We start from the raw sequence: 24,542 nt of genomic DNA, 5'->3' as shown, positions 1-24,542 counted from the left end.
CAAATTCCTAGAGCTTGAGCCTAGATTATCCCTTGCGTCGTTAATCGCGCTCGGATCAGCGGATAATTTGATAAGGGTGTTTAGGGTGCTGTAATTGTTCAAAAGGTTGTTCAGCTTTTCATAATTGATTGTCTGAAAGCTGTTGGATGCCTTTGGTGTTTTTCACCATTTGAGCGGCTTCACCGATTTGATAGCCTACGCTTGTGTAAAAGCCGTCGTCTTCAGCGCTCAATGCGGAAACTAAAAGCGAGCCTAAAGTTAATGAAAGGATGTGTTTTTTCATGTTTTTTCTCCTTTTTGGATTAAATTGAATTAGTATTAGGGATTTCATACATTCATTAAAATACATTTGCATTAGAATGCATTTGCATTGGAATGTATTTGGAGTATTATAGCATAAAGCGTTTTTTTTTTTTTGTCATTTGGGGAAAATTTTGTCATTTTTTTGATTTTGGTGTTTTTTGTTTCGTTTGGTGGTAAAACGATGGTTAAGCTTTGTTTTAATAAAACCCATTTTCTTAAGGGGATAGGGGGGTATTTTGCGATAACACCCCCCTTAACCCCCTTAAAATCCCCCTAACCCCCCAAGACCGCTTTTTTAGTAAAGTTATCGCTTGCTTGACGCAAGCTCTTTTATTATTTATCTTAAAAATGCTAAAGCATTTTTTAAATTCTATTAAACAGAGTTAAATTTAAAAAAAGGGATTGGTTGCGGAGAATGGATTTGAACCACTGACCTTTGGGTTATGAGCCCAACGAGCTACCGGACTGCTCTACTCCGCGCCAAAATAAAGGAAAAATGGCTGGGGTGCAAGGATTCGAACCTCGGAATGCCAGGACCAAAACCTGGTGCCTTACCGCTTGGCGACACCCCAACAACAAAATAAAAGAAGCATTATACAAAAGCTTTTTAAAAAAGTCAAGCTAAGACGCTATAATTTCATCATGGAAAACCATTTTAACCCTTTGATTTATGAGCGCTATTTAAAAAAGAAAGAAACCTTTTTGCTGTTTAAAAAAATCGGCCAAATGTCTGCGTTTAACAATCTAAAGCTCCAGCTCAAGCGAAAAGAGGTGATTAATCGTTATGTCGCTGGAATTTTAGGGGATTTAAAGAAAGGGTTTAGATACGCTAAAATTGAGCATCAAATCCTAAAAATCTATTTCACGCACCCGAGTTTCTTGAAAGCCTTTGAAACAGAAAAAGATTATTACACCAACCACCTGAAAGCCCATTTTACAGAAGCGCAAAAAATCCTAAAAGCTTTGAATTACCCTTTTGATTTTAAAATAATCCAGGCGAGCGTGAGGAAAAGGGCTTATCAAAAACCGGTTATAAAAAAAGAAAAAACCCCTAAAAGCGTGGATGTCAATTGCGAAGGTTTGAGCGATTTCACTAAAAAGCAATTTCTAAAACTCAAACGCGCTTGTAACGATAATACGCCGCGCACGCCCCCTCAGAGCTGACCATGCAACTGCCGATCGGGTTTTGTGGGGTGCAAGTTGTGGCGAATAATGAGCAGTCTGGGGGCTTAGCGATGCCTTTTAAAATCTCCCCACACTTGCATGCCTTGTTTTCTTTAGAAGTTTTGTGGCTTAAGTGTTCTTTAAAGACTTTTTCAGCGTCATAAGAAGCGAACGTTTCTTTGAGTTTGAGAGCGGAATGTTTGATATTCCCAAGGCCCCTCCATTCAAAATTTTCTCTCACTTCCATGCAAGCATTGACTAACTCTTGCGCTTTCACATTCCCTTCATAGCTCACCGCTCTTTTGTATTGGATTTCTAGCTTGGCTTCTTTGTTTAAGGCTTGTTTGATAAGCATCAGCACGCTTTCTAATATATCCACCGGCTCAAAACCACTCACGATAATGGGGATTTTAAAGCGATCCACTAAAGGAGCGTAGATTTGAGCACCGCTGATCACGCTCACATGGCTAGGGGCTAAAAGAGCGTTAATTTGGCATGCTGGATCTTGTAAAATCGCGCTCACGCTTGGAGGCACTAGAATGTGGTTGATGTGGAAAAAAAGATTTTTTAATTTTTCTTTTTTTGCATTCAATAAAACGCTCGCCGTCATGGGCGTGGTGGTTTCAAAACCGATCGCAATGTAAATGACTTTTTTATGCGGGTTTTCTTTAGCGACTTCTAAAGCTTGCATGGGCGAATACAAAAAGCACGCATCCAGCCCCTTTTCTCTGGCTTGTATCAAACTCCCATAGCTCCCCGGGACTCTCATCATATCCCCTAAACTTAAGATAATGCTATCTTTGATCATAGCGAGTTCGTAAGCTTCATCAAGGCGTGCTCTTGGCATCACGCATACCGGACACCCCGGCCCATGCACAAACTCTAAATTGTTAGGCATCAAATCTAAAAGCCCGTATTTCATGAGAGAATGCGTATGCCCTCCGCACACTTCCATGATGACTAATTTTTTTTCAAGCTTGAAAGCGAGTTTTTTGATTGCATTAGAGAACGCTAAAAGGGTTTGCTTGTCTCTAAAGGGCGAAATGAGGTGATCAACGCTCATTGTTATTATTGCGTTTCGTTCATTTTGGCGATCATTTCTTGATAAAGCTCAATGGATTCTAGGGCTTCTTTTTCATCAATCTTACTCATCACATAGCCGATGTGCAACAACACATAATCGCCCACTTTAACGGATTCGCCCATTAAATCCAAGCTCGCCTCTCTTTGAACGCCTAAAGTTTCCAAGAGCGCCACATTATCGTTAATGGCTATGACTTTAGAAGGGATCGCTAAACACATTAAAACGAATGCGTGGATTGGTAATTTCCACGCTTTTTTTCTAAAAGAAAATTTTTAAAATCTTCCAAACTTTTAGGGTCTTTAGAGCTCATTAAAAAAATGGGGGCTTCAGGCTTTAATTTTTGCATGTCTTCTTTGACTTGAGAAACCCTGAAATTAAACACCTCAATCATGTCCGCTTTACTGATAATCACCGCATCCGCGCACATAAACATCGTAGGGTATTTTAGCACCTTATCATCGCCCTCTGGGACGGAGAGTAAAACGATATTCATCGCCGCCCCTAAATTATAGCTTGAAGGGCAAACCAAATTCCCTACATTTTCAATGATTAAAAAATCGCTTTTTTCTAACGCTCCCTCATTTTTGAGCAAATCAAACGCCCCTTCAATCATGCTCGCTTCCAAATGGCACGCTTCGCCGGTGGTGATTTGGTGCGTGCTCACGCCTTTTTTACGCAATCTGTCCGCATCTCTATTGGTTTGCAAATCGCCCTCTACCACGCAAAACTTGAAGTCTTTAAAATCCGCTAGATTTTCTAGCATCGTGGTTTTTCCGCTGCCAGGAGAGCTCATGAAATTCAACACATACAGCCCTTCTTTTAAATAGCGTTCTTTCATTTCAGCGGCTTTAATGTCGTTCTTGCTCAAAATCTTTTCCACAATTTTGACATCTTTTTTACTCAAATTAGGGTTATTTTGTAAAGATTCTTTTCGTTGTTCGCTCATGCTTGTTCCTTTCTTTTAAAATTTTCGTATCGTAGCGCGCTTAATTAAACGGCTATGATTTAACAACTTCTTTTATCTTCTTGGCTCATCTTTTTAGATCAAAAACATGCTTTACCCTAACCCCTTATCGTCGCTGTCGTTTTTATTCTTTAAAACTAACCTAATGATCCTCCAGATGATGATTAATAAAATGATGGTTAAAAGCAAATACCAAACATTGATAAAAACGGCTTTCATCATTTGATTTTCCTTATTTTTTACTCAAAGACAATCTTATAACGCTATTTTCTAAAGCGTCCAAACGATGCAAAACTTGGGCTTCCAGGCTGATTAACGCCCCTTTTGGCATTTCTATTTTTTCATCTCCCACTTCAAAAACGATTTTTCCCTCTAAAACCTGCACGCTGATCGCTCCCGGGGCCTTGTGTTTGTCCATGACAGCTCCCTTGGGCATGCAAATGCGGATTTCTTTATTGGAAGAATTTTCATTCAGCGCTTCAATATGAAGTTTCTCAAAACAAACACCCTCTAAAAAATGAACCACTTCCATCAAAAACTCCTAGTGTGATATTTTCTTAATTTAGAACTTAATTTAAGAAAGCTAATTTTTTACCCAAAAATTTCTTATAGATTTCTTAAACAATTCTTTATTCTGTTTTTTCCAAAACCTTTTTGGTTTGCAAAGCGATTTCTAGCTCTTCATCAGTGGGGATTCGTAAAACCTGGACTTTAGCGTCAGGTTGGCTCAAATCCACTAGGGCGTTACCCGGATTGTCGTTCGTGGGCTTGTGTAAAGCGATCCCTAAATTTTCTAAGCCTTCACACACGCTCTCCCTTAAAGCCGAGTAGTTTTCCCCTAATCCCCCTGTAAAGAGGATCGCATCTACTTTTTTTAAGACTACCATGTAAGCCCCAATGTGTTTTTTAATGCGATAAGCGCACATTTCAAAAGCGAGCTTGGCTTGCTTATCGCCCTTTTTGGCTCTCATTTCTATATTCCTAGCGTCATTATCCCCACAAATGCCTTTCAAGCCGCTTTCATGGTTTAAAATTTTCATCACTTCTTCTAAGCTCTTGTTCGCGCATTGCGCAATGTATTCTACCACAGTGGGGTCAATATCCCCACACCTTGTGCCCATGATCAAGCCTTCTAAAGGGGTTAGCCCCATAGAAGTGTCCACGCTCTTGCCCTTTTGAATGGCGGCTGCGCTTGAGCCGTTCCCTAAATGCAAACTGATCGCATTAAATTCCTCATAAGCAATATTCAAAAACTTCGCCGCTTCTTTAGCCACATAATGGTGTGAAGTCCCATGGAAGCCATAACGGCGGATTTGATACTTTTCATACAATTCATAAGGTAACGCATACATGTAAGCGTAACTAGGCATGCTGGCATGGAATGCGGTGTCAAAAACAGCGATTTGAGGGATATGGGGGTGCACTTTTTGAACGAACTCAATACCGGCTAAATTCGCCGGGTTGTGCAAAGGGGCTAAAATGGAAAGCTTGCCAATTTCTTGCATGACTTTTTCATTGACTAAGACGGGAGCATGGAATTTATCCCCTCCTTGAACCACACGATGCCCTATAGCGTCAATTTGATTGAAATCTTTGATGATCCCCATTTTCGTTAAACTCTCACGAATCATTAAAAGCCCGCTCGCATGATCTTTAATCACAAGCTTTTCTTTAAGCTCTTGCTCGTTATGGTGCAAATGCGATCTGATTTTCAACTGCCCTATTTCTTCGCCGATTTTTTCGGCTAAACCGCTCGCTAAGGGCTTATTTTCTTTCATGTCAAACAATTTAAACTTAATAGACGAACTGCCCAGATTCAAAACTAAAATTTCCATCAATTCCTCCTAGTGGATTAATCTTGCGCTTGAAGGGCGCTAATCAAAACGGTGTTAACAATATCTTCCACTAAAGCGCCCCTACTCAAATCGTTAATGGGCTTATTCAAACCTTGTAAGATTGGCCCTATTGCCACGGCTTTAGCGCTCCGTTGCACCGCTTTATAAGCGATATTCCCAGCGTTTAAATCCGGGAAAATAAAAACGCTAACTTGCCCGGCCACTTGGCTATTAGGCATTTTTTCTTCGCTACGCTTTTATCAATGGAAGCGTCAAATTGTAAAGGGCCATCAATTTCTAATTGTGGATCCAAACGCTGAGCGATCTCTCTAGCTTCGTTGATTTTGTCTATCATTTCGCCTTGCGCGGAATTGCCTGTCGCATAAGAGAGTAGGGCCACTTTAGGCGCGATATTGAATTGCTTAGCGCTTTGTGCGGAAGTGATAGCGATTTCAGCTAATTCTTTAGGGCTAGGGTTAGGGATAATCGCGCAATCCCCAAAAACTAGCACTTGAGTGTCTAAACACATTAAAAACACGCTTGAAACCAGGCTCACGCCGGGCTTGGTTTTAATGATTTGTAAAGCGGGTCTAATGGTATCAGCGGTAGTGTGGATCGCTCCAGAAACCATCGCATGCGCATAGCCTAAATGCACGAGCATGGTCGCAAAATAAGTCTTATCCAACACTAATTGCTTAGCTTCTTGCTCACTCAATCCCTTTGATTTTCGTAATTCATACAAATGATTAGCGAACTCTTCTCTATAATGAGAAGTGTTGGGATCAATGATTTCTGCATTTTCTAAATTCAAGTTCAAATTTTTCGCTTGGGAGTTAATGGCTTCTTTATCGCCCAATAAAATCAATCCCACCGCGCCCATAGCGTTCAAACGATGCACGGCTTTCAAAATCCTTTCATCTTCGCTCTCTGGTAAAACCACTTTTTTAATCTGCTTTTTAGCCTTTTTTTCCAAGCCCATTTGAAAGGCTAAAGGGGTGGTAATCTCGCTTTTTATTTGCAATAAATTTTCAACCACACCCGCTTCTAATGTGCATTGTTGCTTGCAAAGAGACGCACTTAAAAAATCCGGTTTTTCATGCATTTCGCCGGTTAATAGCCCTAGAGCGAAAGGAGCTTCTTTTTTGAGAATATGAGAATGCATGGCTTTCAAATATTCCAAACTCGTTTGCGCGACAGCCACAATAGGAGCGTTTAAATGCTTGGCTAAAGTGGTGTTTAAATCTAAAAGAGCGTTTAAGAAAAACTTCGGCGCATACCCTAAATTAATGACAAAATCATGCGTGGTTTGTAATTCATTATAGCGTTTGAGAATCGTTTCAAATAGTAACTCTTCTTGAGCGGTGCTTACAAGCTCTAAAGCCTTTTGTTTGTCTATGGCGCTATGAAATTCTAAAGAGCTCAAGCCATAGTGCTCCCCAAAGCTCTCACACCCCCCATCAATGGGCGAAAACAAGGCGATTTTTTGATAGCGTGGCTTTAGCACTTTTAAAAGGCTCTTACAAGCAACCCCTAAAACTTCTGTATCCTCTGGGTAAATCCATAAACTTTGCATGCCAATCTCCCTAAAATCATCGTTTTTATTTGATTGTAGCAAAATTTAATTAAACCTAAACGAAACCATAGTTTTAAAAACCTCTGTTCTCATTAAGTGCGAATAACGACAATTTTTATTTTTAAAAAATGGGTTTTTCGTTTTAAAAAACACCTTTAGCATTTTTCAGATTTGATCACGCGTCTTAAGGAACTCTTTTTGCTTAACTCCCACCATGTAAAATAAAAGAGTTGTTTTAAAGGATAATCATGCCATCTCCTGTTAATCCCATTCACACCAACGCAAGCGCCAACGCAAGCACTTTAATAAATAGCGGAGCGAAAAACGAAGACACCAAAAACGCCTCTAAAAGCGCATCAAAGGATTTCAGTAAGATCTTAAACCAAAAGATCTCTAAAGACAAAACCGCCCCTAAAGAAAATCCTAACGCTTTAAAAGCCACGCCCCAAGACGCTAAAGAGAACGCTAAAGAGGACGCTAAAGCGCTTGAAAAAACCCCTACCCTACCCCACCAACACGCTCAAAATCCCGCTAAAGACCAACAAGCCCCTACCTTAAAAGATTGGCTCAACCACAAAAAAACAACAGCCAAACATGAGACTCAACATGAAACCCATGAGGCTAATGAAACTAACCCCAAAACCCCTAACGAAACTTTAAACAAAAATGGAAAAAAGCCTAACGAAGTTACTTCTAACGCTCATCAAACAAATTTGCTTAGTAAAAACCCCATAACTCCCAACCACGCTAACAACGCTATCAAAAACCCCACAGCCCCAACTCATAACGCTAAAGAGCCAAAAACCCTTAAAGACATCCAAACGCTCAGCCAAAAACATGACTTAAACGCTAGCAACATTCAAGCGGCAACGACCCCAGAAAATAAAAACCCCTTAAATGCGAGCGATCAGCTTGCTTTGAAAACAACGCAAACGCCCACTAACCACACCCTTGCAAAGAACGACGCTAAAAATACCGCCAACCTTTCTAGCGTTTTGCAATCCTTAGAAAAAAAAGAACCGCACAATAAAGAACACGCAAACCCCCAAAATAATGAAAAAAAAACGCCCCCTTTAAAGGAAGCTTTACAGATGAACGCCATTAAAAGGGATAAAACGCTTTCTAAAAAAAAGTCAGAAAAAACCCAAACTAAAACTCAAACTACAGCCCCAAGCGTAACGCCAGAAAATGCCCCTAAAATCTCTCTTAAAACGCCCCCTTTAATGCCTTTAATAGGAGCTAACCCCCCTAACGATAACCCTCCAACGCCCCTAGAAAAAGAAGAAAAAACTAAAGAAGCAAGCGATAATAAAGAAAAAACTAAAGAAGCTAGTAACAGCGCTCAAAACGCGCAAAACACCCAAGCTAGCGATAAGACAAGCGAGAATAAAAGCATCGCCCCTAAAGAGACGATCAAGCATTTCACCCAACAATTGAAGCAAGAAATCCAAGAATACAAACCCCCTATGAGTAGGATCTCTATGGATTTATTCCCTAAGGAATTAGGCAAGGTTGAAGTGATTATTCAAAAAGTGGGTAAAAACCTTAAAGTGAGCGTGATTTCTCATAACAACAGCTTGCAAACCTTTTTAGACAACCAACAGGATCTCAAAAACAGCTTGAACGCTTTAGGTTTTGAAGGAGTGGATTTGAGCTTTTCGCAAGATTCTTCCAAAGAGCAACCCAAAGAGCAACTAAGAGAGCTATTCAAAGAGCAAGAATCAACCCCCTTAAAAGAAAACGCCCTAAAAAGCTACCAAGAGAATACAGACCATGAAAACCAAGAAACGAGCATGCAAATCACTCTTTATGCGTGATTTTAAGCGAGTTTGCTCTATAATAAAACATCTTTAATAAGGAAGAGATCATGGCCATTGATTTAGCAGAAGTTACAGGAGCTAAAGCCGCGCAAGAAAGGAAAAAAGAGCAGCCCACCATCGCTAACGGGTTGGATAAAAACGCTTTCATGAAACTCTTTTTAGAGCAATTGAAAAATCAAGACCCCACCGCTCCTATGGAAACGGATAAAATCATCACCCAAACCGCGCAACTCACGCAAGTGGAAATGCAAGAAGAAAACAAAAAAACCATGCAAGAAGTCGCCAGTGCGATGAAATCCAATAAAGAAACTAACGAATCTTTAAAAGACTTTCAGGGCGCTTTAAAAGACACCATGGAAAACCTGAATAAAGGCATGGACGATAGCTTGAAAGCGAATAACGCTTTAAGGGAAGTAAGCGCCCTTAATTCTGTGAGCATGATAGGCAAAATCGCTGAAACCGATGTGAGCGGGGCGAATTTTGATGGCAACAACAAGCTTTCTTTTTCGCTCTTTTTTGATGAAAAAATTGACGCTTCTAAAGGAGTGCCAGCGATTCAAATCTTAAATGAAAACAATGAATTAGTCAAAACGATTTCTTTAAAAGATTATAACGGGCAAAAGGGGTATATCAATTTTGAATGGGACGGCACAAATGAAAAGGGCGAAAAAGTCCCTAAAGGCAATTACAAAATCAAGGCTGAATACAATTTAGACTCTCACAGCAAGCAGTATTTGCAAACGCGCATTGGTAGGGGCGAGGTGGAGAGCGTGATTTTTGACAAAGGCAAGCCCATGTTAAGAATGGGCGAAATGATTTTACCCATAGACAGCGCGATAGAGTTTTATAAACCGGATCAAAAACCGCTTGATCAAAAAGCCCTTGAACAGAAACTCTCTGAACAAAAGCCCATTGAACAAAAACCGATTGAACAGAAACTCTCTGAACAAAAACCGCTTGATCAAAAACCGCTTGAACAGAAACTCTCTGATCAAAAGCCGCTTGAACAGAAACTCTCTGAGCAAAAGCCGCTTGAACAAAAACTCTCTGATCAAAAACCGCTTGATCAAAAACCCCAAAACCCCCCTAAAGAGACAGCATGAACGACACCTTATTAAACGCTTATAGCGGGATTAAAACCCACCAGTTTGGCATTGACAGCCTTTCAAATAATATCGCCAATGTCAATACTTTAGGCTATCGCTCCAATGATCCGGAGTTTAAGACCTTGTTTTCTTCGCACTTAGACGCTTTGAACGCCAAATCCGTTGTGGCTAATGACCGAAATTACGGCGTTACAGGCTCAGGCAATGTCCTTTCTAATAAAGACGGGGAATACATGCCAAGCGAGGGGGAATTTCATATGGCGTATCAAGGCAAGGGCTGGTTTGTGATAGGGCCCAATAAAAATGGGGAAATGACCATTAATAAAGACGGCTTTAGCAAGAAACAGGATAATTTTCTCACGCGTGCCGGCAATTTCGCACGAGACGCTGATGGCTATTTAGTAACCCCTGAGGGCTATTATGTTTATGGCATTGATTTGAAAAAAATCAAAGACGGCACGCTCAATTCCACCGCTAGAGATGAAGACATTGAAAAATTGCATGGCAACACCCTTTCGCCCTTACAAATCCCCCAAGATTTGACTTACCAGCCCGTGCTTAGCACGAAAGTGGGTATTAGCGTGAATCTAAACCCTAAAGACCATTTAAAAGGCGTGCAAGATTTTTTCTTAAACGATAAGGGCGAAATCATTAAAGAGCGTTTTTTAAACCAGGACATTAACGCTTTGGCGAATGACGATAACGAGCCCATAGACGCGATCACTAATCGTAAATTAAACATCAGTATCCAAAAAGAAGATGGCAAAAAAGAGGATTTTGTTTTCACTTATGGGGACGCTGAAAAAGGCGAAAACCAGTTCAAAACTTTAGGCGATTTGCAAAAACTCCTTAAAGAAAAAACCGGGCTAGACTTAAACCTCATCAAAAGCGAAAAAGACGCCAAAAGCCCTCCCCTTTTATTAGAGATCGCTAATCCTAGCGAAACGCCTATCACCTTTAGCTTGAGCGGGGGCATTGCGGATAAATTGGGCTTGAAAGCGGACGGAATGGAACTAAAAAAGGGCATCAGTAGGGATTCAGTAGCGATTAAAATCCCTTATTACAGCACAGAAGTGGATATTTATGATAAAGCCGGGGATAAATACTTGCTCCAAAGCGAATATTACATGACCAATTCCAACGATCCCACATCAAGCCCCACGAGTAAAAGGAAAAACCAAACTTGGGAAGTGAAAAGCTACATCGTGGATCCCAAAAACAAAACCCCTATCAATGATTCTACTTGGGAAATTGTCGGCTTTGATTCAGCCACGCATAAAATGAAATCCGCCCCCATGACTTTGGATTTTAAGGGTAATAAGCTCACCTATTCTTTAGATAAGAGCGAAAACCATGATTCTAGCGATTTGTCTTACCAAGACTCTAAACTTTTAGAAGCGAGTCAAGACGGCAAGCCTAGGGGCATTTTTAGAGACATGCGCATTGAAGAAAACGGCGTGATTTCTCTAGCCTTTAGTAACGGGGTGGTAGAGCCGGTCGCTCGCATCGGCATTTTAGCTTTCACTAACGATCAAGGCTTAAGAAAAATCGGCGGCAACCTCTATGAAATGCAAGAAGGCACCATTAATGGCGAAAACAGACCCCTAAGCGGTAACCCCATTTTAGGGTGGGACGAAGAGGGCAAGCTCAAGTTTGGGAAAATCAGGCATAAATATTTAGAAACGAGCAACGTGAATGCCGGAAACGCCCTAACCAATCTCATTTTAATGCAAAGAGGCTATTCTATGAACGCTAGAGCCTTTGGCGCGGGCGATGACATGATTAAAGAAGCCATTAGCTTGAAAAAATAAGGGGCTGAAATAAGGAGTGTGGTAAAATACCCTTTTTAATAAGGATATTTAATGATACCCACACAGCTTAATGAAATTGCAGAATTTTTAAAAACAAACCCTTATAGTTTGTCTCAACCCTTACAAGATGGGCGATTAAATTCATCTGTCAATGAAGAAGAAATTTTAAATACCATTAAGGATTATTTTCCTATCCAACTACCAAAAGCTAGAGAGTGGTGGGATTTTAGTTTTGAAGAAAACGATATTTTTTATCCTGTTAATATTAAAACCACCACCACAAAAACCGCTGACAATCTTAATGGTAAATTAGGGATTTATTATGCGTTGTGCGGCTTAGTGCCGGAGTTCAATAACGAAATCGCATGGGAAAAATACTTTCAAAAACTTCATAAAGACTTAGGCAAAAACACTAATAGAGACTATTATTTTTTGATTATCAACAAAAACGATCCTAAAGATGTTTTTATCAATTCCTTAAAAGGTATTCAAACTCTCCAACCCAATAACTTGCCCTTCCAATGCAAGTGGGATAACAACAGAGAAATCGTTCAAAGAGACTTTGATGGAAGTAAAAACTTCATCTTAAGCGCTCTAGCCAAAAGCGTTAAGTTACGAGCTAATATTTATTAAGAGAAGTTTTTGGAGAATTTTTTGTATCAATTAGATATTAAAACCTTAGGGCAGGTTTTCACCCCTAAAAAGATAGTGGATTTCATGCTCACTCTCAAACACAATCATGGGAGTGTTTTAGAGCCAAGCGCGGGCGATGGGAGTTTTTTAAAACGCTTAAAAAAGGCTGTAGGGATTGAAATCGATCCTAAAATCTGCCCTAAAAATGCCCTTTGCATGGACTTTTTTGACTACCCTTTAGAAAATCAATTTGACACGATTATCGGTAACCCGCCCTATGTCAAGCACAAGGATATTGCGCCAAGCACCAAAGAAAAACTCCATTACAGCCTTTTTGATGAAAGGAGTAATCTCTACTTGTTTTTCATAGAAAAATCGATCAAGCATTTAAAACCTAAAGGCGAATTGATTTTCATCACCCCAAGGGATTTTTTAAAATCCACTTCTAGCGTGAAATTAAACGAATGGATTTACAAAGAAGGCACGATAACGCATTTTTTTGAACTGGGCGATCAAAAGATTTTCCCAAATGCCATGCCTAATTGCGTGATTTTTCGTTTTTGTAAGGGCAATTTCAGTAGAATCACCAACGATGGTTTGCAATTTTTGTGCAAAAAAGGCATTTTGTATTTCCTCAACCAATCTTACACGCAAAAATTAAGCGAGGTTTTTCAGGTTAAAGTGGGGGCAGTGAGCGGGTGCGATAAGATTTTTAAAAATGAAACATACGGGAATTTAGAATTTGTCACCTCAATCACGAAAAGAACTAACGCTTTAGAAAAAATGGTTTTTGTCAATAAGCCTAATGATTATTTACTCCAGCATAAAGAAAGCTTGATGCAAAGAAAGATTAAAAAGTTCAATGAAAGTAACTGGTTTGAGTGGGGGAGAATGCATTGCATATCCCCTAAAAAACGCATTTATGTCAACGCCAAAACGCGCCAAAAAAACCCCTTTTTTATCCACCAATGCCCTAATTATGACGGCTCCATTCTAGCGCTATTCCCTTATAACCAAAATTTAGATTTGCAAAACCTCTGCGATAAACTCAACGCTATCAACTGGCAGGAATTAGGCTTTGTGTGCGACGGGCGTTTTTTGTTTTCGCAACGCTCTTTAGAAAACGCTCTTTTGCCTAAAGATTTTTGAGGATAAATGGTGCTAGAAACCTTACAATTAAACCCTGAGCAACTGAAAGCGGCTTCGGCTTTACAAGGGCATAATTTAATCATTGCAAGCGCTGGCACAGGAAAGACCTCTACGATTGTGGGGCGCATTTTACACCTGCTTGATAACGGCATCAAGCCTGAAGAAATCCTGCTTTTAACTTTCACCAATAAAGCGAGTAATGAAATGATCGCTAGGGTGGCTAAATATTCCAAATTAAGCTCAAAAATTGAAGCTGGCACTTTCCATGCGGTGGCGTATCGCTATTTAAAAGAGCATTACCCTAACTTAAGCTTAAAACAACCCAAAGAATTAAGAAAGCTTTTAGAAAGCATTATGGACACTAAAAACGCCATAGATGACGATAAAAAGCCCTACACTTCGCAACATTTATACGCCCTTTATTCTCTTTACACTAACGCCCTAAAACAAGAAGATTTTAGCGCATGGCTTTCTAATAAAAACCCTGAACACACCCCATACGCCACCTTTTATGAAAACATTTTAGAAGAATTTGAAAACACCAAAAAAAAGCACAATTATATTGACTATAACGACTTGTTACTGCTCTTTAAAAAAGCGATGTTAGAGACGCCTAGCCCTTATAAAGAAGTGCTTTGCGATGAATTTCAAGACACCAACCCCTTACAAGAATCCATTTTAGACGCTATCAACCCCCCTAGTTTGTTTTGCGTGGGCGATTATGATCAAAGCATTTACGCTTTTAACGGGGCAGATATTTCTATCATTTCTAATTTCACTCAAAAATACAAAAACGCCCAGGTTTTCACGCTCACTAAAAACTACCGCTCTTCTAAAGAAATTTTAGATCTCGCTAACCAAGTGATACAGCACAACCAACGCATTTACCCTAAAAATTTAGAAGTGGTGAAATCAGGGGATTTTAACAAGCCCACGCTTTTAAATTACAACGACAATATCGCGCAATGCCAAGACATCGCTAAACGCATTGTGATGCGAAAAGGTTTTAAAGAAGTGGCAGTGATTTTTAGGAATAACGCCAGCGCGGATCAATTAGAAGCCGCTTTAAGAGCTAACAATGTGCCAAGCAAAAGAAAGGGGAGCGCAAGCTTTTTTGAATCCAAAGAAGTGGCGTTAGCGTTAGATATTTGCACGCTCATCTTTAACCCTAAAGACATTATGGCAGCCATTCATGTTTTAAGCTATGCGAATGATATTGGCTCTAACACTGCTAAAGACATTCATGAAGCCTTGATGCTTTTAGGCAATGGGGATTTGAAATCAGCCCTAACCCACCCCAATAAAGAAGCCAAAATTTACACCAAGAAAAAAGAAATCACCTCCATGGGGCTTTTTGAAGAAATTTTTGCTTTAGAAAACAGCTCAAGGTTTAATAGCGTGATCGCTAAGGCGTTTCATTCGCACCCGGTGTTGATGCACCCTAAAATCTCACTCAATGGGGCTAAAATGTTAAGCGATTTTTTCACTCTTTACACCAAAGCCCCTACCCATTCCCCTAGCGCTTTAATCAAACACACCATAGAAAGCGCGTTTTTTCAGACGATTAAAACACGCCTTTTAAAAGAGCGCTCCAAGAATAAGGACGGATCTTATAACGAATTTAAAAAACTCCAAGTGCAAAAACGCTTCAATGAAAAAATGGAATTACTGAGCTCTTTGGCGAAAAATTACCAGGATTTAGGGCGTTTTTTAAACGGCACTTTAATAGGCTCAAATGAAGCCACGCAAGGCGAGGGCGTGAATTTATTGAGCGTGCATGCTTCTAAAGGCTTGGAATTTAAAGATGTTTATATCATTGATTTAATGGAGGGGCGTTTCCCTAACCATAAGCTTATGAATACCGGTGGGGGCATTGAAGAAGAAAGGCGGCTTTTTTATGTCGCTATCACAAGGGCTAAAGAAAATTTATGGCTCTCTTATGCAAAAAACGAATTGAGGGAAAACGCCAAACCTAAAGAGCATAAGCCTTCGGTGTTTCTGTATGAAGCAGGGCTTTTGAAACCGCAATGAAATAGTAAAAATTTTTGTTGTTTGTTTAAGCAAAAGATGATATGATTATAGAGATAGTTAAGCCCCTAAGAGCTAGGAACTCTTAAGAGCTTGTTTTTAATCAAGTGGCAGTGTTAAGGTAACCACTAAAACTATCGCTACAAAAACGAATTTCATGGTGGTGTCTCCTAACGGAGTGTCGCCCACTGCAATCTCCTAACCCATCAGTTTGTAAACTAATTACTCCAAATTCGCATAAGATCACTACCATGTCATATCATTTGAGTATTATAATGGGATTTTTATGAGATGTAAGAAAAATACAAAAAAACGCTAGCAACCATAGATTTTAACTCTAGCTTGCGCTAGAGCCAAAATTTTAGTATAATGGCGTTGCGAGGGCCATTAAAACTATGATTACTAATAGTAATCTCATAGTTGGTTATCTCCTTTCTGGGATAACCACCCACTATTATCCCAAACCCTAAGCATACTCCAAATTTTCACAACACAAAAACCAGTAATATAATATAGAGATAACTTAAAATGACTATTTGCGTTGGCGTGATTTTACATTAAAAAGCCTAAAAATGCCAAAAAGCGTTTTTAAAACCCCAAAATTTAACGCTAACCCCCTATAAAATCCCGTTTTTTTTTTTTGTAAAAAAGGGTTCAAATTTCGTAACTTTATTTCCTTGATAAGGGGTTTTAAAGGGGTTTTTTAAGGTTAGTTTAACTTTTATTATGTGAGAATATCACAATTACATCTAATAATTTGTATTACTAAACACTATTTGCAAGCTTTGATGTAACTAAATCCTAAATTTAAACTTCAATCAGGGAGCATCCCATTGATAAGGAAAATCATGACAAAGAAAAATAGAACGCTGTTTCTTAGTCTAGCCCTTTGTGCTAGCATAAGTTATGCAGAAGATGATGGAGGGTTTTTTACCGTCGGTTATCAGCTCGGGCAAGTCATGCAAGATGTCCAAAACCCAGGTGGCACTAAAAGGGACGAACTCGCAAGAGAGCTTAACGCTGATGTTACGAACAACATTTTAAACAACAACACCGGAGGCAATGTCGCAGGGGCGTTGAGTAACGCTTTCTCTCAATACCTTTATTCGCTTTTAGGGGCTTATCCAGAGAAGCTCAATGGTAATGATGTGGCTGCGAACGCTCTTTTACAAGGCGCGGTAGGCAATGGGACTTGCGCGGCTGCAGGGACGGCTGGTAGCAGTTCTCTTAACACTCAAAGCGCTTGTACCGCTGCGGGCTATTACTGGCTCCCTAGCTTGACTGATAGGGTTTTAAGCACGATTGGCAGCCAAACCAACTACGGCACAGACACCAATTTCACTAACATGCAACAACAGCTCACTTACTTGAATGCGGGGAATGTGTTTTTTAATGCGATGAACAACGCTTTAGAGTCAATAACTAAGAATGGAAGCACTACTAGTGGTGCAACTGGTCAAAATGGTCAAACTTACTCTACACAAGCTATCCAATACCTTAAAGATCAACAAACCATTCTCAATAACGCAGCGAACTTGCTCAAGCAAGATGAATTGCTTTTAGAAGCTTTCAACTCTGCCGTAGCCGCCAATATTGGGAATAAAGAATTCAATTCAGCCGCTTTTACAGGTTTGGTGCAAGGCATTATTGATCAATCTCAATTGGTTTATAACGAACTCACTAAAAACACCATTAGCGGGAGCGCGGTTAATAGCGCTGGGATAAATTCCAACCAAGCTAACGCTGTGCAAGGGCGTGCTAGTCAGCTCCCTAACGCTCTTTATAACGCGCAAGTCACTTTGGATAAAATCACTGCACTCAACAATCAGGTAAAAAGCATGCCTTACTTGCCCCAATTCAGAGCCGGGAACAGCCGTTCAACGAATATTTTAAACGGGTTTTACACCAAAATAGGCTATAAGCAATTCTTCGGGAAGAAAAGGAATATCGGTTTGCGCTATTATGGTTTCTTTTCTTATAACGGAGCGAGCGTGGGCTTTAGATCCACTCAAAATAATGTAGGGTTATACACTTATGGGGTGGGGACTGATGTGTTGTATAATATCTTTAGCCGCTCCTATCAAAACCGCTCTGTGGATATGGGCTTTTTTAGCGGTATCCAATTAGCCGGTGAGACCTTCCAATCCACGCTCAGAGATGACCCCAATGTGAAATTGCACGGCAAAATCAATAACACGCATTTCCAGTTCCTCTTTGACTTCGGTATGAGGATGAACTTCGGTAAGTTGGACGGGAAATCCAACCGCCACAACCAGCACACGGTGGAATTTGGCGTAGTGGTGCCTACGATTTATAACACTTATTACAAATCCGCAGGGACTACCGTGAAGTATTTCCGTCCTTATAGCGTTTATTGGTCTTATGGGTATTCATTCTAAGAAAGGGGGGAAGAGACAAACATGAAACAAAATTTAAAGCCATTCAAAATGATTAAGGAAAATTTAATGACACAATCTCAAAAAGTAAGATTCTTAGCCCCTTTAAGCCTAGCGTTAAGCTTGAGTTTCAATCCAGTAGGCGCTGAAGAAGATGGGGGCTTTATGACCTTTGGGTATGAATTAGGTCAGGTAGTCCAACAAGTGAAAAACCCGGGTAAAATCAAAGCCGAAGAATTAGCCGGCTTGTTAAACTCTAACACGACAAACAACACCAATATCAATATTGCAGGCACCGGAGGCAATGTCGCCGGGACTTTGGGCAATCTCTTTATGAACCAACTAGGCAATTTGATTGATTTGTATCCCACTTTGAACACTGGCAGTATCCATCAATGTGGTAGTAACGGCACAACCGCTAATGGTGCGACCACAGCCGCTACTACTAGTGGTAGCTCTACTAACCCTTGTTTCCAAGGTAACCTGGCTCTTTATGACGAAATGGTTGGCTCTATCAAAACTTTGAGTCAAAACATCAGCAAGAATATCTTTCAAGGCAACAACAACACCACGAGCCAAAATCTCTCCAACCAACTCAGCGAGCTTAACACCGCTAGCGTTTATTTGACTTACATGAACTCATTCTTAAACGCCAATAACCAAGCGGGTGGGATTTTTCAAAACCACACTAATCAAGCTTATGGGAATGGTGTTACCGCTCAACAAATCGCTTATGTCCTAAAGCAAGCTTCAATCACTATGGGGCCAAGCGGTGATAGCGGGGCTGCCGCAGCGTTTTTGGACGCCGCTTTAGCGCAGCATGTTTTCAACTCTGCTAACGCTGGGAACGATTTGAGCGCTAAGGAATTTACCAGCTTGGTGCAAAATATCGTCAACACTTCTCAAAACGCTTTAACGCTAGCCAACAACGCTAACATCAGCAATTCAACAGGCTATCAGGTGAGCTATGGCGGGAATATTGATCAAGCGCGCTCTACCCAACTATTAAACAACACCACAAACACTTTGGCTAAAGTTACCGCTTTGAATAACGAGCTTAAAGCTAACCCATGGCTTGGGAATTTCGCTGCCGGTAACAGCTCTCAAGTGAATGCGTTTAACGGGTTTATCACTAAAATCGGTTACAAGCAATTCTTTGGAGAAAACAAGAATGTGGGCTTACGCTACTACGGCTTCTTCAGCTATAACGGTGCGGGCGTGGGTAATGGCCCTACTTACAATCAAGTCAATTTGCTCACTTATGGGGTGGGGACTGATGTGCTTTACAATGTGTTTAGCCGCTCTTTTGGCAGCCGAAGTCTTAATGCGGGCTTCTTTGGGGGGATCCAACTCGCAGGGGATACTTACATCAGCACGCTAAGAAATAGCCCTCAGCTTGCGAGCAGACCTACAGCGACAAAATTCCAATTCTTGTTTGACTTGGGCTTACGCATGAACTTTGGTATCTTGAAAAAAGACTTGAAAAGCCACAACCAGCATTCTATAGAAATCGGTGTGCAAATCCCTACGATTTACAACACTTACTATAAAGCTGGTGGCGCTGAAGTGAAATACTTCCGCCCTTATAGCGTGTATTGGGTCTATGGCTACGCCTTCTAAAAAAGCTCAAGGCCTTTTATAGGCTTTGATTGAACCCTTTAACCCCCACTTTAAAAACAACCCAAAACCCTTATCCAATAATCAAATAATGGAATTGACCCCCTAAGAACGCTTGATTAAAAGAGATTATTCACAAAAAGCTTAACGCTCAAGGCTTGTTGAGATTTTAAAACGCTTGATTAAAAACTTTTAAAAAGCTTTAGCGCTTCAAAATTTTTATACTTAGAAAAACAACCCAAAATCTTTATCAAATGTTGTCAAATATTGAGATTATCCCCCAAGAACGGCTTTAATGCTAAAGGTGATCAAACGCTCAAGGCGTTTAGGATTTCTGTGGTTTAAAACTTTGTTTTGTGGTTCTAAATTTTATGGTAAAACTCGTTTTTTAAGGGAATAGGAATATTTTGAAACCCCCCCCCAAAAACTAAATCCCCCTAACCTCTAGGAAGCGCTTTTAAAAAACTCTCACTTGCTTGCACAAAGTCTTTAGTATTGATTGTAAAAAATACTAAAAACATTTTTTATCATCATGCTCAATTGGAGCAAAGTAAAAACATTGAATAAATGGGTTAGGAAAATGCAAGCGGACAACACTCCGTTAGGAGACACCACCATGAAAGTTATTTTTATAGCGATAGTTTTAGTAGTAATCTTAACGCTACCACTTGATTAAAATCAAAACTTCAGCGTGAGGTTGGTCATCATGTAACTTCTGTCTTGGTAATTCGCGCTAAAATCGCCATCAGGGTTATTGAATTTGGGCGCTCCAAAATACCCTGCTTGATACCCTTTATTGATCCTAGCCCCATAATAAGTGATCCTAAAGTTAAGAAGAACCGATTCAGTGAACGCATAGCTCGCATTGAATTGCAAGGAATATTCATTAGCCCTCCCCACTTGCCCTAACGCATTTTTATTCGCATGAGAGACGCGCCCAAAAACATGCCATGCAAAACGCTTATGAATCCCTCCAACAGAAGTGTAAAAAGTGAAAGTGTTAGCGTTAGTGATCGCATCAGCTAGCCCATCATAAGCCGTATTATCCCAAAAATCATAGCCAATCATTCCGGCATGCCTAGTCGTTACGGAGATTTCACTACCGATATAGGAAGTGTTATTACCCCTTGGCATCGTGTGAGAGCCTAAAAAAGCGTCTGAATTGCCAAAGGTGTTATAAAAGCCAATGGACCAGTTGAAATTATCCCACCAAAAAACCTGGCGGATATTTAAAGTAACGCCATTCCTCCCTAACAACGATCCATGAGGCGTGCTGTCTTCCAAACTATAAGTGTTTGTCTCTGGGTTATACCACCCCCTATAATATAAAGGAAAGGTTGTCATGATCATGCTTTGAGAGCGAAAGCCGACATTTTCAAAATTCCTATTCGTGTCATAAACTAGCTTAAAGCCAGGAGCGTTATAAGTCTTAGGCGCAAAATAATAAAAAAATTGAGCGTCTAAACCTTTATAAGAATAGGTTGTGGTGATCCCATGCCAGCCGTAATTGATGAAATCATTGCTATTACTGGGATTGCCTCCCTTTTTCAAATAAGGCACCGTCGCAAAAAACTCATAAATCCAAGAGTTGAACGCCAAACCTCTCCCAAAAGAACTCCACCACCAAAATCTTAACCTTTGCGTTTCAGTCTTATAGGGCTGATAATACACTTCCCACCCTTGATTCGAACCGCTCATAAAATCAATATTCGCTTCATAACGCCCCGCTTTAAACCCAAAAACATCTTTGTAATCGTATCGTAAAAAAGCGGTATCCACCACATAAGGCCTTGCATGATAGCTCGCTGATTGAGAAGTCCCCGCATAAGCAGGGCCAAGATACTTATTGAAAAAGTATCCATGATAGCCCCCAATGAAATTCTCCACAATTGAGCCAAAAATCTTCCCGTTAGCTTGGTTAATATCGTTCTTAGTCTTATCATAAGGAATGGCTGCAATCGCCCCACCCAAAGAGACAGAGAGCTTATGGTTTTCGGTGCCTTTAGGGAGTAAATTGACTTTGACTTGCGCTAAAGTTACAATATCTATAAAACTTTCAGTAGGATAAATCCCTTTTTTAGTATTGATTTGAGAATTGTTAAAACCAATCTTAGAAAAGTTCTCCACACGACCGCTAAACCGATAATCAAAAGCTTCTATAGGACATAATAAAAACGATAAAAGCGATAAAGAAGAAGTCAAAAAATACTTTTCTTGCTTCACTAAACTCTCCCTAATCTTAATGGTATGATTTTTTTTGTTGAGATTATAATTATAATCAAAAAAAAAAAAAAAATAGCATGAAGTTAAAATATTAATTAAAATCCGCAACCCTATTTTACAAAAAATAACCCCTCATTGTAAATTGGTTTAAAATTAAAGGATTAAAATTATATATTTGTTACTTCTAAAGAATGCGTTATTTTTGATTGGGCTTATTACCCATGAAATTCTCGCTTTTAGCCCCCCACGTGCTCAAATTTTAAAACTTATAAGAAATTTCAAATCTAGCGTTAAAGCCAGGCTCTGCCATGCCCCTTGCGTATTTGTCTTGATTGGGTTCATCAGGGCTCATCACCGGGCTTGCTTGATCAATATATTGTTGGTTAAAAACATTGTTAAACACCGCATTCAAGCTCAACCCTTTAAGTTTTTTATAAGTAGGCTTGTAAGTGATAAAAAAACTGCTCACCCCATAACCCGGCTTATGCACATGAAAAATCCCAGGCGTTTTAGGGCAATTGCTAGGCCGTCTGTCAATATCCGTAGGGCCGTTACGATAAGGGCTATAAGAGCAATAATCTAGATCGGTAACAAAGCGTGAAAGCCAAGTGATGCTAAGGCCGGTGCGTGGGATTGTATAGCTTGCCGTTAAAATAAACACATTGCCTGTCGTGGCAGCCAATTCATACACATCAGCGATCAAGCGCCCCTTTAAAGAAGGCCATGATCTTGCCACGCTCAAGCCTAAAGAAAAGCCCTTGTATTTAGCCGTCCCTGAAACTTCATAACCAGGCACATAAATAATATCTTGTGCGGGCAAGTTGGTTACAAAAAGCGTTGAAGAAAATTGGTTGATGTAATTAGAAATCAATTGGACAAAACCGGCGGCTCTGAAATCAAAATACTGACTGCTGTATTCGGTGTTAAATTCCACATTTTGCCCAATTTCTGGCTTTAAATTGCGGTTATAGCGCAAATTGTCTTGACGCATCCACACCAAACCTCCAGGCATAGGGCCTCTGGTTACATACGCGTAAGAAAGCCTGAAATTCAAATTTTCTAAAGGCGAGACATTTAAAGCCGCGCTAGGGCTAAACCCTTGAGTTATGTGCAATTGCCAGTCTTTATCCACTAAAGTATAAACATCATAACGAGTCCCTGCCCCTAAAGTTACCATAGAGTGCAAGGTGTAATTCGCTTGCGCATACACCCCAACCACATTCGCCGTAGCGCCATTTCGTTGGCAGCGCCCGTTCATGTTGGGATCATTAGGGCTTGTAACCCTTAAGCATGCATCAGGGGCATCGCCGGGCTTGACTAATTCGCTATTTGGGATCGCTTTATCAAAAGTGGTTAAATTCTGGTAATTCAACCCGTATTCCAAAAGATTGTCATTCTTGTGAACTATGGTGTGGATCACATTCGCATTAAACCCGGAATTGATGATGAATAAATTTTTATTAGCCACCACAGAACCCCCTCCAAGGCTTTTAAAAGTGATGGAGCAGGTTTGTTTAGTAGCGTCATAAATACCCCCTTGCGCCACGCATTGATTTTCTTCACTAAGTTTTGGGTTTGGGGTGAAAGGGATGATGGTCGCTATATCGTTAGGCTTAAAAAGCGGATCAATTTGGACATTCCTAATACTCGTATAGCCATTGATTTTTAATTTAGGATCACCAAAACGACTCCCCCCTTCTCTTTCATAATTCAAGCTCATGTTATGCACTAAATTGACGCTATAAGTTTTAAACAAACTAGCGTCATTTTCAAACAAACAATCATCAGGGTTTTGATCATTAGGGAAAGCGTTAAAATCACCGCAAGAATAAGGTAAAAAAGTGCCTGTAAAATTCGCTCTTAAAGGGCGGTTAGCGTTGTCTCTAGTCATGTTATAACTGAGCGTTAAGGTATCTCTATCGCTCAAATAACCATTGATCTTAGCCATCACATTGTTTTGCTCGCTAGGGCTTGCTGTAACTTTATTATTTGCTTTAGGATCAAAAAGATTTTTCATCGCATTATCCCCATCACGATAGTAAAAAATATTTTGGTGCGTGTAATACAAAAGTGCATCAAAATGATGGTTACGATAAGCGCCCATAATGGTTTCCCTGTCCCCAAAGTTGGTCAAAAAAGTGGCAGCCCCACTTATGGCGTAGTCTTTACCTTTAGGGATAAAATCGCTTGCGCTTTTAGTTTCCATTTTGATCGCACCAATCAAAGCCATAGGCCCCGCGCTCGCTTGAGCCGCCCCTTTAGTAACCACCACGCTTTTGAGCATTCCAGGGTCAATAATCGTATTGCCTTGATGCCCATAGCTTGCGCCCATTTGTGCTGCGCCATCCACCGTAACCCGAGCCAATCTGTCTTCAATACCGCGCACATAAATTTTTTGCGCTATCACCGCGCCACCGCCCACATTGATATTGGGGTTTCTTCTAAACATGTCGCTGATTTGGTTGGCTTGCCTTCTTTCTAATTCCTTACTTGAAATGGTTGTCTGGTTGTTGTAATTAAAGATTTTAGCCGCTTGAGTGGTAACCTTACCTAGAGTGTGTTGGGCGTTCTTTTCTTTTTTTCTTTCTGTCTTTCTTTCTTCTTTTTCTTCTTCTTTGGCCTCTAATTCAAACATTCCTAATAAGGACAAAAAAATAGAAAAACTACAATACTTCCTAAAACGCTTGTCATTCATTCTTAAAATCCTAAATATGATAATAATTTCTCTTAAAAAATAAAGGTGTTATTATAATCAAAAAAATATTACAATCACCTTAAAAGAGCTAGCCATTTTTGATAAACAAATGATAAACTTTTAGAAAAATCCCACAAAAAC

16 protein-coding genes, 2 tRNA genes and 3 pseudogenes are annotated in these 24,542 nt (G+C 40.1%); 9 read left to right on the top strand and 12 right to left on the bottom strand.

Annotation, left to right across the window (positions count from 1 at the left end; genetic code table 11):
- From EAL49_RS07460 to EAL49_RS07440, 3 genes and pseudogenes are all read right to left on the bottom strand, one after another.
- A pseudogene (locus EAL49_RS07460) lies at window positions 1-283 on the bottom strand (SabA family sialic acid-binding adhesin); the annotation flags it as partial.
- A 423-nt stretch (window positions 284-706) separates the two neighbouring features.
- Window positions 707-783 (bottom strand) — tRNA-Met (locus EAL49_RS07445).
- Between the two features lie 17 nt (window positions 784-800).
- A tRNA-Gln gene (locus EAL49_RS07440) sits at window positions 801-875 on the bottom strand.
- Between EAL49_RS07440 and EAL49_RS07435 the strand changes: the two genes are divergently transcribed.
- Window positions 850-1,467 (top strand): hypothetical protein, encoded by a 618-nt coding sequence (locus tag EAL49_RS07435; RefSeq protein ID WP_120829655.1) that lies wholly within the window; start codon window positions 850-852, stop codon window positions 1,465-1,467. The genes EAL49_RS07440 and EAL49_RS07435 overlap by 26 nt on opposite strands.
- On the opposite strand, the gene hypD is transcribed toward EAL49_RS07435, so the two are convergent.
- The 7 genes and pseudogenes from hypD to pta all read right to left on the bottom strand — a co-directional run bounded on the left by hypD (window position 1,418) and on the right by pta (window position 6,923).
- Window positions 1,418-2,530 carry a hydrogenase formation protein HypD gene (gene hypD, locus EAL49_RS07430; RefSeq protein ID WP_120829654.1) on the bottom strand — a complete coding sequence of 371 codons (1,113 nt, stop codon included), beginning with the start codon at window positions 2,528-2,530 and terminating at the stop codon, window positions 1,418-1,420. The two genes, EAL49_RS07435 and hypD, sit on opposite strands and share 50 nt — an antisense overlap.
- Before the next feature lie 5 nt (window positions 2,531-2,535).
- Window positions 2,536-2,769 (bottom strand): HypC/HybG/HupF family hydrogenase formation chaperone, encoded by a 234-nt coding sequence (locus EAL49_RS07425; protein ID WP_000335462.1) that lies wholly within the window; start codon window positions 2,767-2,769, stop codon window positions 2,536-2,538.
- Window positions 2,769-3,497, bottom strand: coding sequence for a hydrogenase nickel incorporation protein HypB (hypB, locus tag EAL49_RS07420; protein WP_120829653.1), 729 nt, complete (start codon window positions 3,495-3,497; stop codon window positions 2,769-2,771). The genes EAL49_RS07425 and hypB overlap by 1 nt, the downstream gene beginning before the upstream one ends.
- 111 nt (window positions 3,498-3,608) lie before the next feature.
- Window positions 3,609-3,737 carry a hypothetical protein gene (locus EAL49_RS08525; RefSeq protein ID WP_120829652.1) on the bottom strand — a complete coding sequence of 43 codons (129 nt, stop codon included), beginning with the start codon at window positions 3,735-3,737 and terminating at the stop codon, window positions 3,609-3,611.
- Between the two features lie 10 nt (window positions 3,738-3,747).
- Window positions 3,748-4,047, bottom strand: coding sequence for a cupin domain-containing protein (locus EAL49_RS07410; RefSeq protein ID WP_079362089.1), 300 nt, complete (start codon window positions 4,045-4,047; stop codon window positions 3,748-3,750).
- 97 nt (window positions 4,048-4,144) lie between these two features.
- Window positions 4,145-5,350 (bottom strand): acetate kinase, encoded by a 1,206-nt coding sequence (locus EAL49_RS07405; protein WP_120829651.1) that lies wholly within the window; start codon window positions 5,348-5,350, stop codon window positions 4,145-4,147.
- A 17-nt stretch (window positions 5,351-5,367) separates the two neighbouring features.
- Window positions 5,368-6,923, bottom strand: a pseudogene (pta, locus tag EAL49_RS07400) (phosphate acetyltransferase).
- 248 nt (window positions 6,924-7,171) lie between these two features.
- Here pta and fliK point away from each other — a divergent pair.
- The 8 genes and pseudogenes from fliK to alpB all read left to right on the top strand — a co-directional run bounded on the left by fliK (window position 7,172) and on the right by alpB (window position 19,486).
- The gene (fliK, locus tag EAL49_RS07395) at window positions 7,172-8,740 is read left to right on the top strand and encodes a flagellar hook-length control protein FliK (RefSeq protein WP_120829650.1); all 1,569 of its coding nucleotides are present in this window, start codon (window positions 7,172-7,174) and stop codon (window positions 8,738-8,740) included.
- Between the two features lie 50 nt (window positions 8,741-8,790).
- Window positions 8,791-9,846 (top strand): flagellar hook assembly protein FlgD, encoded by a 1,056-nt coding sequence (gene flgD / locus EAL49_RS07390; RefSeq protein WP_120829649.1) that lies wholly within the window; start codon window positions 8,791-8,793, stop codon window positions 9,844-9,846.
- Window positions 9,843-11,660 (top strand): flagellar hook protein FlgE, encoded by a 1,818-nt coding sequence (locus tag EAL49_RS07385; RefSeq protein ID WP_120829648.1) that lies wholly within the window; start codon window positions 9,843-9,845, stop codon window positions 11,658-11,660. The genes flgD and EAL49_RS07385 overlap by 4 nt, the downstream gene beginning before the upstream one ends.
- 51 nt (window positions 11,661-11,711) lie before the next feature.
- Window positions 11,712-12,334 (top strand): annotated as a pseudogene (locus tag EAL49_RS07380) (restriction endonuclease).
- The gene (locus EAL49_RS07375; RefSeq protein WP_205586101.1) at window positions 12,303-13,442 is read left to right on the top strand and encodes an Eco57I restriction-modification methylase domain-containing protein; all 1,140 of its coding nucleotides are present in this window, start codon (window positions 12,303-12,305) and stop codon (window positions 13,440-13,442) included. Before EAL49_RS07380 ends, EAL49_RS07375 begins: the two are co-directional and overlap by 32 nt.
- A gap of 9 nt (window positions 13,443-13,451) precedes the next feature.
- Entirely contained in the window at window positions 13,452-15,473 is a 2,022-nt protein-coding gene (locus EAL49_RS07370) for an ATP-dependent helicase (protein WP_120829657.1), read from the top strand.
- 845 nt (window positions 15,474-16,318) lie between these two features.
- Window positions 16,319-17,869 carry a Hop family adhesin AlpA gene (gene alpA / locus EAL49_RS07365; RefSeq protein WP_120829646.1) on the top strand — a complete coding sequence of 517 codons (1,551 nt, stop codon included), beginning with the start codon at window positions 16,319-16,321 and terminating at the stop codon, window positions 17,867-17,869.
- A 21-nt stretch (window positions 17,870-17,890) separates the two neighbouring features.
- Window positions 17,891-19,486 carry a Hop family adhesin AlpB gene (alpB, locus tag EAL49_RS07360; RefSeq protein ID WP_120829645.1) on the top strand — a complete coding sequence of 532 codons (1,596 nt, stop codon included), beginning with the start codon at window positions 17,891-17,893 and terminating at the stop codon, window positions 19,484-19,486.
- Window positions 19,487-20,161: 675 nt separating this feature from the next.
- Here alpB and hofG read toward each other — a convergent pair.
- On the bottom strand, window positions 20,162-21,706 hold the full coding sequence (gene hofG / locus EAL49_RS07355) for an outer membrane beta-barrel protein HofG (protein WP_120829656.1): 1,545 nt from the start codon (window positions 21,704-21,706) through the stop codon (window positions 20,162-20,164).
- A 259-nt stretch (window positions 21,707-21,965) separates the two neighbouring features.
- Window positions 21,966-24,401: a TonB-dependent receptor domain-containing protein gene (locus tag EAL49_RS07350; protein WP_120829644.1), complete on the bottom strand. Its 2,436-nt coding sequence runs from the start codon at window positions 24,399-24,401 to the stop codon at window positions 21,966-21,968.
- Window positions 24,402-24,542: the final 141 nt, after the last annotated feature.

The sequence above is a fragment of the Helicobacter pylori genome (assembly GCF_003637665.1).
Lineage (GTDB): Bacteria > Campylobacterota > Campylobacteria > Campylobacterales > Helicobacteraceae > Helicobacter > Helicobacter pylori_CK.
The sequence above is the reverse complement of the archived record's forward strand: the minus strand, read 5'-3'. Positions and strand labels throughout refer to the sequence as shown.

Excerpts from the sequence above, each read along its gene's own strand:
- hypD (WP_120829654.1), bottom strand. The coding sequence starts at position 2,530 with ATGAGCGTTGATCACCTCATTTCGCCCTTTAGAGACAAGCAAACCCTT.
- EAL49_RS07425 (WP_000335462.1), bottom strand. The coding sequence starts at position 2,769 with ATGTGTTTAGCGATCCCTTCTAAAGTCATAGCCATTAACGATAATGTG.
- hypB (WP_120829653.1), bottom strand. The coding sequence starts at position 3,497 with ATGAGCGAACAACGAAAAGAATCTTTACAAAATAACCCTAATTTGAGT.
- EAL49_RS08525 (WP_120829652.1), bottom strand. The coding sequence starts at position 3,737 with ATGATGAAAGCCGTTTTTATCAATGTTTGGTATTTGCTTTTAACCATC.
- EAL49_RS07410 (WP_079362089.1), bottom strand. The coding sequence starts at position 4,047 with ATGGAAGTGGTTCATTTTTTAGAGGGTGTTTGTTTTGAGAAACTTCAT.
- EAL49_RS07405 (WP_120829651.1), bottom strand. The coding sequence starts at position 5,350 with ATGGAAATTTTAGTTTTGAATCTGGGCAGTTCGTCTATTAAGTTTAAA.
- fliK (WP_120829650.1), top strand. The coding sequence starts at position 7,172 with ATGCCATCTCCTGTTAATCCCATTCACACCAACGCAAGCGCCAACGCA.
- flgD (WP_120829649.1), top strand. The coding sequence starts at position 8,791 with ATGGCCATTGATTTAGCAGAAGTTACAGGAGCTAAAGCCGCGCAAGAA.
- EAL49_RS07385 (WP_120829648.1), top strand. The coding sequence starts at position 9,843 with ATGAACGACACCTTATTAAACGCTTATAGCGGGATTAAAACCCACCAG.
- alpA (WP_120829646.1), top strand. The coding sequence starts at position 16,319 with ATGACAAAGAAAAATAGAACGCTGTTTCTTAGTCTAGCCCTTTGTGCT.
- alpB (WP_120829645.1), top strand. The coding sequence starts at position 17,891 with ATGAAACAAAATTTAAAGCCATTCAAAATGATTAAGGAAAATTTAATG.
- EAL49_RS07350 (WP_120829644.1), bottom strand. The coding sequence starts at position 24,401 with ATGAATGACAAGCGTTTTAGGAAGTATTGTAGTTTTTCTATTTTTTTG.